14 protein-coding genes are annotated in these 13,416 nt (G+C 59.9%); 13 read left to right on the forward strand and 1 reads right to left on the reverse strand.

What is annotated here, in order from left to right; all coding sequences use genetic code 11:
- Positions 1 to 20: 20 nt before the first annotated feature.
- From J3P90_RS15470 to J3P90_RS15510, 9 genes are all read left to right on the forward strand, one after another.
- Entirely contained in the window at positions 21 to 2,117 is a 2,097-nt protein-coding gene (locus J3P90_RS15470) for a chemotaxis protein CheA (RefSeq protein ID WP_434674999.1), read from the forward strand.
- A gap of 32 nt (positions 2,118 to 2,149) precedes the next feature.
- Positions 2,150 to 3,808 (forward strand): methyl-accepting chemotaxis protein, encoded by a 1,659-nt coding sequence (locus J3P90_RS15475; protein ID WP_434563595.1) that lies wholly within the window; start codon positions 2,150 to 2,152, stop codon positions 3,806 to 3,808.
- Positions 3,809 to 3,847: 39 nt separating this feature from the next.
- Positions 3,848 to 4,384: a chemotaxis protein CheW gene (locus J3P90_RS15480; RefSeq protein ID WP_420767692.1), complete on the forward strand. Its 537-nt coding sequence runs from the start codon at positions 3,848 to 3,850 to the stop codon at positions 4,382 to 4,384.
- On the forward strand, positions 4,381 to 5,217 hold the full coding sequence (locus J3P90_RS15485; RefSeq protein WP_420767691.1) for a CheR family methyltransferase: 837 nt from the start codon (positions 4,381 to 4,383) through the stop codon (positions 5,215 to 5,217). The genes J3P90_RS15480 and J3P90_RS15485 overlap by 4 nt, the downstream gene beginning before the upstream one ends.
- A complete protein-coding gene (cheD, locus tag J3P90_RS15490; RefSeq protein ID WP_434563593.1) occupies positions 5,214 to 5,711 on the forward strand; it encodes a chemoreceptor glutamine deamidase CheD in 498 nt (165 codons plus the stop codon). Before J3P90_RS15485 ends, cheD begins: the two co-directional genes overlap by 4 nt.
- Positions 5,712 to 5,713: 2 nt before the next feature.
- Positions 5,714 to 6,793, forward strand: a complete 1,080-nt coding sequence (locus tag J3P90_RS15495) for a protein-glutamate methylesterase/protein-glutamine glutaminase (RefSeq protein WP_434675000.1) — start codon at positions 5,714 to 5,716, stop codon at positions 6,791 to 6,793.
- A 483-nt stretch (positions 6,794 to 7,276) separates the two neighbouring features.
- On the forward strand, positions 7,277 to 7,741 hold the full coding sequence (locus J3P90_RS15500; protein ID WP_434675001.1) for an HvfA family oxazolone/thioamide-modified RiPP metallophore: 465 nt from the start codon (positions 7,277 to 7,279) through the stop codon (positions 7,739 to 7,741).
- 68 nt (positions 7,742 to 7,809) lie between these two features.
- Positions 7,810 to 8,661, forward strand: coding sequence for an HvfB family MNIO-type RiPP peptide maturase (locus tag J3P90_RS15505; protein ID WP_434610933.1), 852 nt, complete (start codon positions 7,810 to 7,812; stop codon positions 8,659 to 8,661).
- Positions 8,654 to 9,394 carry an HvfC family RiPP maturation protein gene (locus J3P90_RS15510; RefSeq protein WP_420767686.1) on the forward strand — a complete coding sequence of 247 codons (741 nt, stop codon included), beginning with the start codon at positions 8,654 to 8,656 and terminating at the stop codon, positions 9,392 to 9,394. The genes J3P90_RS15505 and J3P90_RS15510 overlap by 8 nt, the downstream gene beginning before the upstream one ends.
- Before the next feature lie 27 nt (positions 9,395 to 9,421).
- Here the strand turns inward: J3P90_RS15510 and J3P90_RS15515 are convergent, their stop codons facing one another.
- Positions 9,422 to 10,393 carry a GlxA family transcriptional regulator gene (locus J3P90_RS15515; RefSeq protein ID WP_434610928.1) on the reverse strand — a complete coding sequence of 324 codons (972 nt, stop codon included), beginning with the start codon at positions 10,391 to 10,393 and terminating at the stop codon, positions 9,422 to 9,424.
- Positions 10,394 to 10,545: 152 nt separating this feature from the next.
- Between J3P90_RS15515 and J3P90_RS15520 the strand changes: the two genes are divergently transcribed.
- From J3P90_RS15520 to J3P90_RS15535, 4 genes are all read left to right on the forward strand, one after another.
- Positions 10,546 to 11,436, forward strand: coding sequence for an MBL fold metallo-hydrolase (locus J3P90_RS15520; RefSeq protein WP_434650737.1), 891 nt, complete (start codon positions 10,546 to 10,548; stop codon positions 11,434 to 11,436).
- Positions 11,437 to 11,626: 190 nt separating this feature from the next.
- On the forward strand, positions 11,627 to 11,929 hold the full coding sequence (locus tag J3P90_RS15525) for an ArsR/SmtB family transcription factor (RefSeq protein ID WP_434563579.1): 303 nt from the start codon (positions 11,627 to 11,629) through the stop codon (positions 11,927 to 11,929).
- Positions 11,930 to 11,990: 61 nt separating this feature from the next.
- A complete protein-coding gene (locus J3P90_RS15530; RefSeq protein WP_434675002.1) occupies positions 11,991 to 12,965 on the forward strand; it encodes a zinc-dependent alcohol dehydrogenase family protein in 975 nt (324 codons plus the stop codon).
- A gap of 40 nt (positions 12,966 to 13,005) precedes the next feature.
- Positions 13,006 to 13,299: an antibiotic biosynthesis monooxygenase family protein gene (locus J3P90_RS15535; protein ID WP_420767681.1), complete on the forward strand. Its 294-nt coding sequence runs from the start codon at positions 13,006 to 13,008 to the stop codon at positions 13,297 to 13,299.
- Positions 13,300 to 13,416 lie beyond the last annotated feature (117 nt).

Here is a 13,416-nt window from a genome sequence, read left to right on the forward strand (position 1 = left end):
ACACGACAAAGGATATGAGCGTGAGCATCAATCTCGATCAGGCACAACAAACCTTCATCGTCGAGGCCCGTGAACAACTGCAGGCGATGGAAGAATCGTTGCTGCAGTTGGAAAACGACCCCGGCGACGATGACGCCATCGGCGCGATTTTCCGAGCGGCCCATACGATCAAAGGGTCGGCTGGACTGTTCGGCCTGGAGCCGATCGTCAGCTTTACCCACATCGTCGAGGACGTGCTCGATCGCCTGCGCGAGGGCAGCGTCGCGGTGGACCCTGGCTTGATCGCGGTGCTGCTCAAGTCCGGCGACCACATGCTCGAATTAATCGACGTGGTCGCCAACCAGGGCTCGACGTTGCAGCCCCCTGCCCTGGCGCGGGAAATGGAACTGTGCCAGCTCCTGCAGGAGTACCAGGCGCCCCCGACCGCGACAGAACCGGATCGGGAAACCCAAGCCGAGCCAACCGGCTCAGCCGAAGCGTGCCTCTGGCACATCTCCCTGCGCTTCGGCCAGGACGTGTTCCGCAACGGCATGGACCCCTTGTCGTTCCTGCGCTACTTGCAGACCCTGGGTGAAATCGTCGACATCACCACGCTCACCGAGGCGATGCCGGCCATCGACACCTGGGATGCCGAATCCTGCTACCTGGGCTTCGACATCGCGTTCCGCTCCGCCGCCGGTTATACCGCGATCAATGAAGTGTTCGATTTCGTCCGAGAAGACTGTGCGATCGAAATCGTCGCCCAAGACGTCGAGGCCCAGGCAAGCATCGGCGAGGTCGCGACATCCCAGGCACAGAGCGACGAAAGCACCGCCATGGTCACCACGGGCGAGCTGATGCCGGACCAACGCAAGAGCCCGCGCATGCCTGCCCAGGTCGCGCCTGACAAGCAGGCCGTGGTCAGTGACAGTAAAACCAAGGACGGCGCGTACGTCCGGGTCAATGCCGACAAACTCGACGAACTTATCAACCTGGTCGGTGAATTGGTGATCGCCAGCGCCGGCGCCAGCCTGTTGGCCCGTAACTGCCAGAACGACCCATTGCAGGAAGCCACCTCGTCGGTATCCGGGCTGGTGGAGGAGATCCTAGACGGCGCCTTGCGCCTGCGCATGATCCCCATCGGCGAGACCTTCAACCGCTTTCGTCGGGTGGTGCGCGATGTCAGCCAGGAGCTCGACAAGGACATCGACCTGATCATCAGCGGCGCGGAAACCGAGCTGGACAAGACCGTGGTGGAAAAGATCGGCGACCCGCTGATGCACCTGTTGCGCAACGCCATGGACCATGGCATCGAAACCGCTGAGGCGCGGCTGGCGGCAGGCAAACCGGCCAAGGGGCATCTGCACCTCAACGCTTACCACGACTCGGGCAGCATCGTGCTGGAAATCGCCGACGACGGCGCCGGCCTGAACCGCGACCGCATCCTGGAAAAAGCCCACGAACGTGGGCTGATCGCAGCGGGCGCGAACCTGACCGACCAGGAAATCTACAACCTTATTTTCGAACCGGGCTTTTCCACCGCCCAGGCCGTCACCAATCTGTCCGGGCGCGGCGTGGGCATGGACGTGGTCAAGCGCAACATCACGCTGCTGCGCGGCACGGTCGACCTGGACAGCCAGCCGGGCAAGGGCACCGTGGTGCGCATCCGACTGCCGCTGACCCTGGCGATCATCAACGGATTCCTGGTCGGCATCGGCCAGTCCACCTATGTCATTCCGCTGGACATGGTCCAGGAATGCATCGAGCTGAGCGAAGACGATGGCATCGCCAGCCGCGAACAAGGCTACCTCGACCTGCGGGGCGAGGTGCTGCCATTGGTGTACTTGCGCGATCACTTTCATCACGAAGGTCCGGCCTCGCGCCGGCAGAACGTGGTGGTGGTGCGCTACGCCGAACTCAAGGCCGGGCTGGTGGTGGATGACCTGCTGGGTGAATTCCAGACCGTGATCAAGCCCCTGGGCAAGCTGTTCGGCGCACTGCGCGGCATCAGCGGCTCGACCATTCTGGGCAGCGGCGCCGTGGCGTTGATCCTCGACGTACCGGCCCTGCTCACCCAGATCGCACAAATAGAAAACCGCTACAACTCGACCCCATTACAACAAGCCAACGCTCGCTGACGCTTCAACACTCCATGGAGAGGTATTCCCCAATGAAATGGTTCTACGACCTTAGAATCGCCACCAAACTGATCGCTTCATTTCTCGTGGTGTTGGCGCTGACCGCCGTCATGGGCGTGTTCTCGATCATCCAACTGGGCCAGGTGAACGGCACCGCCCTTGATATCCGTGAGAACTGGATGCCGTCCATGCGCGCCGCTTCAGGCATGCGCTTTTTTGCGGCGAGCTATCGCCTCAAGGAGAATCGCCATATTGCCGCCGACTCCGAACAGGAGCGCGTCACCCTCGAGCAAGAAGCCGAGGAAGCCAAAAAGGCCTTCGAAACGCGCCTGGGCACTTACGAGAAACTGCTCTCCAGCGCTGAGGATCGTCAGGCATTCGAAACCACCCGCGATGACTGGGCTTCTTACCTTGCAATCAGCAAAGACCTGCTCGCATTGTCCCGGCAGAACCTGACCGAGCAAGCCCAGGCGATGCTCAAGGGCGAATCCAAGAATCGCTTCGACCTGGTGACCAACGACTTGCAAAAACTTGTCGAGCTCAACGCGGCCGGCGCTGACGTCGCCAGTGCGCACGGCACCCGCTTGTATGAAAACGCACGCCTGTCGATCATCGCCGTGCTGGTCGCGGCCCTGCTGGTGGGCCTGGGATTGGCGCTGTTCGTCTCACGCATCATTTCCCGTCCGTTGAAACAGGCGGCGGTGGTGGCCGAGCAACTGGCCGAGGGCAACCTGAACGCGAAAATCGATGGCGGTTCCAAGGACGAAACCGGCATGGTGCTCAACGCCATGCAGAACATGGTCGGCAAGCTGTCGCACATCATCGGTGAAGTGCGCAACGCGGCGGACAACCTCGCCAGCGCTTCCGAAGAAGTCAGCGCCACCGCCCAATCGATGAGCCAGGCCACCAGCGAACAGGCGGCCAGCGTCGAGGAAACCAGCGCATCCATCGAGCAGATGAGCGCCAGCATCAACCAGAACACCGAAAACGCCAAGGTGACCGATGGCATGGCCAGCAAGGCTGCCAAGGAGGCCACCGACGGCGGCGAATCGGTGCAGCAGACCGTGGTGGCGATGAAGAAAATCGCCCAGCGAATCAGCATCATCGACGACATCGCCTACCAGACCAACCTGCTGGCGCTCAACGCCGCCATCGAAGCGGCCCGCGCTGGGGAACATGGCAAAGGCTTCGCAGTGGTCGCTGCCGAAGTTCGCAAACTGGCCGAACGTAGCCAGGTCGCGGCACAGGAGATCGGCGAGCTGTCGTCCAGCAGCGTCGAGATGGCCGAGAAGGCCGGCAACCTGCTGAACGAGATGGTCCCGTCCATCAACAAGACCTCGGATCTGGTGCAGGAAATCAGCGCCGCGTCCGAAGAACAGGCCGCCGGTGTGGCGCAGATCAACACCGCCATGACCCAACTCAACCAGGTGACCCAGCAGAACGCCTCCAGCAGCGAAGAGCTGGCCGCCACCGCCGAAGAGATGAGCAGCCAGGCCGAACAACTGCAACAGGCCATGAGCTTCTTCACCTTGGACACGCCGCCCAAGGCCGCCCTCCAGGTCGCCCGGGTCGATAACACGCCCGGCCCGTCCAGCCGTAAACCGGCCCGGGCACCGGCACCGGTGATGCCCAAGGCGTTTGCCTACAACATGGCCAGCGCGCCGGACGAATCGGAATTCACCCGGTTCTGATGGCTCGGTTCCATAGGCTTGCTTAAAGGAGAAAAGGCAATGGGCGCCATCGCGACCACACGTCAGACCGCCAGCGCGGTCGAGGAAGAAGCGCAGTACCTGACGTTCATGCTCGGCACAGAGATGTTCGCCATCGGCATCTTGTGCATCAAGGAAATCATCGAGTACGGCAACCTGACCGTCGTACCGATGATGCCGGCCTTCGTTCGCGGAGTGATCAACCTGCGCGGCGCGGTCGTGCCGGTGGTGGATCTGTCGGCCCGTTTTGGCCGGCCGAACTCCACCATCAGCCGCCGTAGTTGCGTAGTGATCATCGAGGCCGCCAGCGCTGACGGCCTGGCCCAGGACATCGGGCTGCTGGTGGACACTGTATCGGCGGTGCTGGAAATCCCGGCCTCGCAGATCGAACCGCCACCGAGTTTCGGCGCGAAAATTCGCGCCGACTTCATCAGCGGCATGGCGAAGGTCGAGGGCAAGTTCGTCATCGTCCTGGAGGTGGATCGGGTGCTGTCCATCGACGAAATGTCCGAACTCGCCCAAGCCAGCCCCGCCGCACTGGAAGCGCCAGACTCATGAGCACGGACACTTGCAAGGAACGCACAGTGAATTCAATGGCGCTCACTGACCGGGAGTTCGGCCAGTTTCAATCCTGGTTGTACCAGGCCGCCGGCATCAACCTGTCGCCGGCCAAGAAAGCCCTGGTGGCCGGGCGCCTGTTCAAGCGCCTCAAGCACTATGAGCTGGACAGCTACGGCGAGTATTTCAAGCTGATCATGAGCGGCCAGCGCAGCGACGAATTACAAGTGGCGCTGGACCTGCTCACGACCAACGAAACCTACTTTTTCCGTGAGCCCAAGCACTTCGATTTTCTACGCGATCACGTGCTGCCCCATGCGACACCCGGCAAGACCTTTCGCCTGTGGAGCGCGGCCAGCTCGTCCGGCGAGGAGCCCTACAGCCTCGCCATGACCCTGGCCGAAAGCCTGGGCACCACGCCCTGGGAAGTCATCGGCTCGGACATCAGCATGCAAGTGTTGGCGAAGGCCCGTTCCGGGCACTATCCGATGGAGCGCGCCCGCAACCTGCCCCATTCGTTACTCGTGAAATATTGCCTCAAGGGCACCGGCAATCAGCAAGGCACCTTCCTCATCGATCGGGCGTTGCGCAACCGGGTCAACTTCATCCAGGTCAATCTCAACGACACGCTTCCGGAGTTGGGGGAGTTCGATGTGATTTTCCTGCGCAACGTGATGATCTATTTCGACCAGCCCACCAAAAGCAAAGTGGTTGCCCGACTGATCCCCCGGCTCAAGCCCGGTGGGTATTTCATCGTCAGCCATTCGGAGAGCCTCAACGGCGTTTGCGATGCGTTAAAGCTGGTCGCGCCTTCGATTTATCGCAAGCCATGAACGCCGCGATAAAGCCAGTCGCCGAAGTCTATCTGGGGCCTGGGGAGTTTCGCTTTGCGACCTGCCCGACCCGGCTGCGCACGATCCTTGGCTCATGCGTTGCCATCACCCTCTGGCATCCACGGCGCAAGATCGGCGGCATGTGCCACTTCATGTTGCCCAACCGGGTACGCTGCTCCACGGCGCTGAATGGGATGTACGCCGATGAAGCCTTTGAGTTGTTCGTCCGCCAGGCGCGGGCCCATCGCACCGAACCCGAGGAATACCAGCTCAAGCTGTTCGGCGGCGGCGAAATGTTTCCCGAGCTGCAACGCCACGTGGCGTTCGGCGACGTGGCGCGGTTGAACGTCAACGCCGCGCTGGAAATGGCCGCCCTCTATCGCCTGGACCTGATTGCCCAGGACATGGGTAGCACTGGCTACCGAAGTATTGTTTTCGACCTGTGCAATGGCGATGTCTGGGTCAGGCACCAACCGATAAGGACCTTGAATTAACCATGCCAGGCAGAAAAATCAATGTATTGCTGGTGGACGATTCCGCCGTGGTCCGTCAGGTATTACTGGCGATCCTGAGTGACACGCCGGACATCAACGTTATCGGCGCGGCGTCCGATCCGATCTTCGCCATGGATAAACTGGCGAAGGAATGGCCCGACGTGATCGTGCTGGACGTGGAAATGCCGCGCATGGACGGCATTACCTTCTTGAAAAAAATCATGAGCGAACGGCCCACGCCCGTGGTGATCTGTTCTTCCCTGACGCCCAAGGGCGCGGAAACCACGCTGCAAGCCATGGCCGCCGGCGCGGTGGAAATCATCACCAAGCCCACTAGTGGCCTGAAGAACTTCTTGCTGGACTCGGCGTCGGAACTGGTCTCGGCCATCCGCGCCGCCGCCCAGGTCAACGTCCGCAACCTGGGCAAACGCCCGGCCCCGACCGCCCCGCTGACCCCGGCGGCCAAACTCAGCGCTGACGCGATGCTGCCCGCCGCCAACGGCCACGCCATGGCCCAGACCACCGAACGCATCGTCGCCATGGGCACCTCCACCGGCGGCACCCAGGCCCTGGAGGCGGTGCTGACGGCCCTGCCGCGCGTGTGCCCGGGCATCGTCATCGTCCAGCACATGCCGGAAAAATTCACCGCCTCATTCGCCGCCCGGCTCAACAGCCTGTGCCAGATCGAAGTGCGCGAAGCGAAGAACAACGACCGCATCCACCCGGGCCTGGCGCTCATCGCCCCCGGCGGCAAGCACATGATGGTGACCCGCAGCGGCGCGTTCTATCACGTGCAAGTGGTGGACGGCCCGTTGGTCAATCGCCATCGCCCTTCGGTGGATGTGCTGTTTCGCTCGGTGGCCAAGTTCGCCGGCCGTAACGCCACGGGCATCATCATGACCGGCATGGGCGACGACGGCGCCCGCGGCCTCAAGGAAATGCTCGATGCCGGCAGCGCCACCGTTGCCCAGGACGAGGCCAGTTGCGTGGTTTTTGGCATGCCCAAGGAAGCGATCAAACTCAACGCCGCCCAACGGGTGATGCCGTTGCTGGACATTGCGCAGGTGATCTTGCACCGCTGATCCGCGCATCTTTTCTCAAGCGAAAGCTGTGTGGCGAGGGAGCTTGCTCCCTCGCCACACAAAAGCTGTCTTAAACAGGCGAGATCGTCGCCAGCACGCCAATCAGCAGCGTCAGCGCCAGGAAACCACCCAAAAAAATCGCCATCTTCGCCATGAGCTTTCTCCCAATAGAGCCATTGCGGCACGATCGAATTGTGGGACGAGAACTGAGACCGTTACAGACGCACCTGTAAGCGAAAAATACGGATCAGCGGAAAAAGGTTCGCAGCGCTCTGTATCCACGACACACAGCAATACAAACACACCGCCGCATGACACATCCCAGATACACGACAAGCGCCAAATGGCCCCGTCCGAACAGGCCAGTCCCGCCTTGCTTCGACCCGACGTGCCGAGCACCGGGCAAGCAACGTGACACCGCCACGGCACACGCCCCGCGCAACGCTTGCCAGGGGCCACACAGCTCTTATCTGGAGAAATCTCATGACGCGTACAAAAAATTCGAACTCCGCTCGCCTCGCCCTCGCCGCCCTGGCTTTGTCCGGCGGTTTGGGCCTGGCCCAGTCCGCTTTCGCCGTTGACGCCCTGGCCCAGGGTTATCAATTGGCTTCGGCTGAAAAGACCTCCGAAGGCAAATGCGGTGAAGGCAAATGCGGTGCCGCCGAATCGGGCAAAAAAGTCACCGCGGCAGAAGGCAAGTGCGGTGAAGGCAAATGTGGCGACGCGTCCTTCGCTCGTACCGACACTGACGACGATGCTCGTGTGTCGCTGAAGGAATTCCTCACCGTCGCGCCGACCCAGCAAGCCGAGTTCGAAAAGATTGACAGTAACCACGACGGCTACCTCTCCGAGGCGGAAACCTACAAGTACCGCACCGGCCAATACACAGCCAATGGCAAGAAAGTACCGACCGAACTGTTCATCCATATGAGCCAGGCCAAGGAGTAAATCCCCGTTCGCTCCTCCCTCCCGGCCGCCCAGGCCGGGAGGGTTTGGCCATCCCCTGGAGAAGCGCGATGAGCACGTTCACTTCACCCTCCGGCGCCGGACTCGGCCTTCGCCGTGCCCTGCTAAGCGACCTACTGGAAATGGCCCCCAGCGCCGTGGATTTCCTTGAGTGCGCCCCGGACAACTGGATCGGTGTCGGCGGCGTCTACGCCGAACAACTCGACCAACTCGCCGCACGGCACCCCATCACCTGCCACGGCCTGTCCCTGTCCCTCGGCGGTCCGCAGCCCCTCGACATTGAACTGCTGCGTGGTACTCGCCGCTTCCTCGATCGCTACGCCGTGGCGCTCTACAGCGAACACTTGAGTTACTGCTCCGACAGCGGTCACCTCTACGACCTCTTGCCGATCCCCTTTACCGAAGAAGCCGTCCATCACGTCGCCGCCCGCATTCGTCAGGCTCAGGACGTATTGGGCCAGCGCATCGCGGTGGAAAACATCTCCTACTACGCCGCGCCCTTCCAGGCCATGAGCGAGATCGACTTCATCACCGCCGTGCTACAGGAAGCCGACTGCGACCTGCTGCTGGACGTCAACAACCTCTACGTCAACGCGATCAATCACCGTTACGACGCCGAGAAGTTCCTCGCCGCCATCCCGGCCCAACGCGTCACCTACCTGCACGTCGCAGGCCATTTTGACGAAGCCGAGGATTTGAAAATCGACACCCACGGCGCGGCCGTCAAGCAAGACGTCTGGACGCTGCTACACCAGGCGTATCAACGATTCGGCTCGGTACCAACCCTGCTGGAACGCGACTACAACTTCCCACCCTTGTCGGAACTGCTCGCTGAAGTCGGGCAGATCAAACACCTTCAAAAACTCGCTTGCCCGGCAACACCGGAGGCCCGCCATGCCTGAACAACTGCTCGACCAACTCAACTGCATGGCCAATTACGTCCGCAATCCTCAAAACCCACCACCGCCGGGAATTGAAACCCGACGCCTGGCCGTCTACCGGCAACTGTTCATCGGCAGCATCGAATCGCTGCTGGCCGCCAGCTTCCCGGTCATCCACCAAACCCTGCCAGACGCTGACTGGCGATGGCTGGTCCACGATTTTTACGCGAACTACCGTTGCCAGACGCCACTGTTCACGCAGCTGGGCGGGGAGTTTGTCAGCTATCTGGAACAACGTGCCAGCTCGCAGAACCACCCCGCCTGGCTGCCCGAGCTGGCGCAACACGAATGGAGCGAAAGCGCCCTGTTGCTGAATGATGCGGTGGAGCCCGCACACAATCCCCACGGCAATCTGGTTGAAGGCACGCCCGTGATGTCGGAACTAGCGTGGGCACACGCCTATGAATGGCCGGTGTGCGACATCGGGCCGGATCATCGGCCCATCGACAAACCAACGGCCCCGACGTTGGTCCTGCTTCAGCGCCGTGGTGGGCACGTGACGTTTTCACGCCTTGCGCCAATGGCTTATGCGCTGCTGGTTTCGCTGACGGAGCATAGGCGCAGCGGGCGGGAGCATCTGGTTGCGTTGGCCGAGGCGGCAGGAGTGACGGTGCGTGAGTTGATGCCGGTGGGGGTCGCGGCCCTTGAGGGGTTCAAGGCGCAGGGGATTGTGTTGGGAACGCGTTGGGGGTGAGCAAGACCATCGAAAGATACATCTCCATCAACGCTTGCGCCCCACCCCAAGACAAAACATCTTCCGATAATCAGAAGGCGACGTCCCCAGATGCGCGCCAAAGTGCTGCCTCAACGACAATGACGTCCCAAACCCCACCTCCCCTGCGATGCATTCGATGGGCAACTCAGTCGTTTCCAGCAATGCCTGCGCTCTGGCCACTCGTTCAGCAGTTAACCATTTGGACACGGTTGTGCCCGTCGCCTCCTTGAACCGACGGGTAAACGTTCGCCTGCTCATCTTCGCCGTGTCTGCCAGAGCGTCGAGAGACAGGTCACTGGACAGATTCATTCGGGCCCATGTCAGGACGTCGGATAAATGAGTCTCGCCAGCGAATGCTGGCACTGGGTGTTCAACATACTGCGCCTGGCCTCCCGGCCTGTGAGGTGGCGTCACCAGCATTTTCGCGGTGCGATTCGCCACGTCCGCACCGAGGCGCTCGCGCACCAGGTGCAAGCAACAATCGATTGCCGCTACGGTGCCCGCGGACGTCACGATGTTATCGGCACGGACGTAAAGCACCTCGGGTTTGAATCGAACCTTGGGAAAACGTTGCGCAAACTGGTCACGGGCAGCCCAGTGGGTAGTGGCTTCCTTTCCATCGAGCAGCCCGGCATCGCCGAGGACGAATGCCCCCAAACACAATCCCACAATGAGCTTGCCTTGCGTGTTGGCCAGCTGCAGCGCTTCCACGAGCTGGGGCGATGCAATCAGGGATTGATCGCCCCACGCCGGGATGATGATGACGTCGCAGGTTTCCATCAGCTCCAGGCCGAGGCTTACCGACAACCCAATGTCTTGGTCGGTACCGACCATTCCGGGCACTTCTGCGCAGTAATTGATTTCATACCGAGGCCCATCGGGCGCAGGCTGGGCGGTTCCCAATACCATTCCCGGCACCGAAAGGTGGAAAAGGCTGACGCCTTCGAAAGCTAAAACAGCAACGCGTACGGAGAGCATGGGGGCAGCCTCGGTTCGCCCCGTAGGGCTCAAGGTGAACAACGTTGATCAGTTGGCCCGATTATATCGAAATGTGTCGTTCGGGCCACTGTTGACCCCCGAGACATTCGGCAAGAATGGACCCCTCGTGGTAAACAACAGGAATGATTTTTATGAAACTCAGAACGTTACAGCTTGCCCTCAGCATTGCTTGCGCCGTGGCCGCTACCCCTTCGTACGCCGGTTCAACTACTCCCAAGGCGCCTGGCGCCCCTCATAAACTGGATTTGCAGCAGGTCCGCAACGCGACGGTAAAAATCACCTTCGGTGACACCACCTTCCTGATCGATCCGATGCTGGCAAAAAAAGGCGCCTATCCGGGTTTTGAAAACACCTATCGAAGCAACCTTCGCAACCCCTTGGTTGATCTCACCCAATCGCCGGAGAAGGTTATCGCCGGGGTCGACGCCGTCATCGTCACCCATACACACCTGGACCACTGGGACGATGCCGCACAAAAAGCGCTGCCTAAAGACATTCCGTTGTTCGCTCAACATGAAGCAGATGCGCAACTGATTCGTTCCCAAGGTTTCAAGGACGTACGCGTACTAACTGACGAAGCGGAATTCGGCGGCGTCAAAATCACCAAGACCGGCGGCCAGCATGGCACTGACGAAATGTATGCCGTGCCAGCGCTCGCAAAACCTCTGGGCGAAGCCATGGGCGTGGTTTTCCAGGCGCCAGGCTATAAGACTCTCTACCTTGCCGGTGACACGATTTGGCGTAACGAGGTAGACCAGGCCATCAACCAGTACCGTCCGGAAGTAATCGTGCTCAACGCCGGCAAAGCAAAAATGGCGGGATTCGAAGGTTCGATCATCATGGGTGAAGATGATGTGCTTCGCGCCTCAAAAGCCGCGAAAAACGCACACATTGTCGCGGTGCACATGGACGCGATCAACCATATGTCCCTCACTCGTGAAGAACTGCGCGCCTATGTTAAGAAGCAAGGGATTGAGGGGCGTGTAGACATTCCGGAGGACGGTGCTTCGCTGGAATTCTAAGCGAAAAGGGGCAGGTTTATTTAGTCAATAAACCTGCCCCTTTCTCGATGCCGGCGCGGTGGCGGCGCTTGAAACGTTCAAAGCGCAGGGATTGTGCTGGGGGTGACCCAAAGCGCGGAGTTCTCTACCGCCCAAAGGACTCATTGAAAATCGTATTGACATATCGGTAAATCTCGATATTATCCACTCCATGGAATTGATCGAAGTATTTAAAGCCCTATCGAACCCTACACGCCTTCAAATCTTGAAAGGCCTGAAGGACCCGACAAAGAACTTCCCTCCGCAGGATGAAGGTGACGTTCTCACGGTGGGCGTTTGCGTCAGCAGTATCCAGGAAGGCATCGGATTGTCCCAGTCCACGGTGTCTGGTTATCTTGCGACGCTGCAACGAGTGGGCCTGGTGGAAGTCAGGCGCATCGGTCAGTGGACTTACTACAAGCGTAATGAAGCGGCCATCAGCACCCTTGCTGAAATCATAGGGAAAGAGCTCTAATTTTTTGCCGTAAGATATCGAGATATCTCGATATCCCTTTTTATAGATATGAGGTATCATTATGAAAGCGATGGTATTGAAATCATTTGGCGGGGCGGAATCGTTTGAACTTCGCGATGTGCCCAAACCCGTGCCGCATGCAGGGCAAGTCCTGGTCCGGGTGCATGCCACCTCCATCAATCCCTTGGATTACCAGGTCCGACGCGGCGACTATCCGGACCTGGTGCCACTGCCGGCCATCACCGGACACGACATTTCGGGCGTTGTCGAAGCAGTTGGGCCGGGCGTGACAGCTTTCGCTCCCGGAGACGAAGTCTGGTACACCCCGCAAATATTCGATGGCCCAGGAAGTTACGCCGAGTACCACGTAGCTGCTGAGAGCATCATCGGCAAAAAGCCTCCGTTGCTAAGCCACCTTGAGGCGGCGAGCCTGACATTGGTTGGCGGGACGGCGTGGGAAGCACTGGTCGTGCGTGCGTCGCTCAGAGTGGGAGAAAGCATTCTGATACACGGCGGCGCGGGAGGTGTCGGTCACGTGGCGATCCAGTTGGCGAAAGCCATCGGAGCACGGGTATACACGACCGTGCGCGAGGCGAACTTCGAATTCGCGCGCAGTGTGGGGGCCGATGTCGTCATTGATTACGAGAAGGAGGACTACGTCGAGGCCATCATGCGAGAAACAGAAGGCCGTGGGGTTGACGTCGTGTTTGACACCATCGGCGGCAATGCACTGTCACGCAGCCCCGACACACTTGCACAGCTTGGTCGCGTAGTCAGCATCGTGGACATTGCACAACCGCAAAACCTGGTTCAGGCCTGGGGCAAGAACGCGAGTTATCACTTCGTTTTCACAAGGCAGAACCGAGGCAAACTCGATGAGTTGAGTGCATTGATAGCACGAGGTCAGTTGCGGCCACACATTGGCGCCGTCTATTCCCTTGCCGACATCCCGCTCGCCCATGCACGGCTGGAAAGTCCCAACAACGGCGTTCTAGGAAAAATCGCGATCGCCGTTGAGCCATCGCTCATCTCATAAGCCCGTACTTTTAACCGTTCATGTCATTTCGAGGTACGCCATGATTTACGAGATCGCCCTGCTCCCCGTTCACAAGGACCGCATTGAAATGTTCCGACGTGCGTTTGCCGAGGTCGCTCCTCTGCTCACCCGTGCAAAGGGATACGGCGGTCACTTGCTGGCGCCCGGGATTGAAACCCCTGAACAATTCAACCTGATCGTGAGATGGCAGTCACTTGAAGATCACACGCCGGGTTTCGAAGAGAGTGAAGACCATCGGATATTCATGATGGGATTGGAGGAATATTTTTCGGATGAACCGAAGGTCTACCACATCGAGGGAGGCAGTTTTTAGGACAGATGGACATCCCCACCCAAACGCCCGATACACCGTATCGGGCGTTTGGGCGTTTGACTTAGGCCCCAATTCATTCCGAATGCCTGCCTGGCGGTGTTCCGGATCGACCGAAAA

The organism is Pseudomonas sp. D3-10, from assembly GCF_051132175.1.
In the GTDB taxonomy this organism is placed as follows: domain Bacteria; phylum Pseudomonadota; class Gammaproteobacteria; order Pseudomonadales; family Pseudomonadaceae; genus Aquipseudomonas.

Bases quoted from the DNA above. Each gene is read 5' to 3' on its own strand.
- cheD (WP_434563593.1), top strand. From the start codon at position 5,214: ATGAACGCCGCGATAAAGCCAGTCGCCGAAGTCTATCTGGGGCCTGGG.
- J3P90_RS15520 (WP_434650737.1), top strand. From the start codon at position 10,546: ATGAAACTCAGAACGTTACAGCTTGCCCTCAGCATTGCTTGCGCCGTG.
- J3P90_RS15495 (WP_434675000.1), top strand. From the start codon at position 5,714: ATGCCAGGCAGAAAAATCAATGTATTGCTGGTGGACGATTCCGCCGTG.
- J3P90_RS15510 (WP_420767686.1), top strand. From the start codon at position 8,654: ATGCCTGAACAACTGCTCGACCAACTCAACTGCATGGCCAATTACGTC.
- J3P90_RS15505 (WP_434610933.1), top strand. From the start codon at position 7,810: ATGAGCACGTTCACTTCACCCTCCGGCGCCGGACTCGGCCTTCGCCGT.
- J3P90_RS15535 (WP_420767681.1), top strand. From the start codon at position 13,006: ATGATTTACGAGATCGCCCTGCTCCCCGTTCACAAGGACCGCATTGAA.
- J3P90_RS15525 (WP_434563579.1), top strand. From the start codon at position 11,627: ATGGAATTGATCGAAGTATTTAAAGCCCTATCGAACCCTACACGCCTT.
- J3P90_RS15475 (WP_434563595.1), top strand. From the start codon at position 2,150: ATGAAATGGTTCTACGACCTTAGAATCGCCACCAAACTGATCGCTTCA.
- J3P90_RS15485 (WP_420767691.1), top strand. From the start codon at position 4,381: ATGAGCACGGACACTTGCAAGGAACGCACAGTGAATTCAATGGCGCTC.
- J3P90_RS15515 (WP_434610928.1), bottom strand. From the start codon at position 10,393: ATGCTCTCCGTACGCGTTGCTGTTTTAGCTTTCGAAGGCGTCAGCCTT.
- J3P90_RS15530 (WP_434675002.1), top strand. From the start codon at position 11,991: ATGAAAGCGATGGTATTGAAATCATTTGGCGGGGCGGAATCGTTTGAA.
- J3P90_RS15480 (WP_420767692.1), top strand. From the start codon at position 3,848: ATGGGCGCCATCGCGACCACACGTCAGACCGCCAGCGCGGTCGAGGAA.
- J3P90_RS15500 (WP_434675001.1), top strand. From the start codon at position 7,277: ATGACGCGTACAAAAAATTCGAACTCCGCTCGCCTCGCCCTCGCCGCC.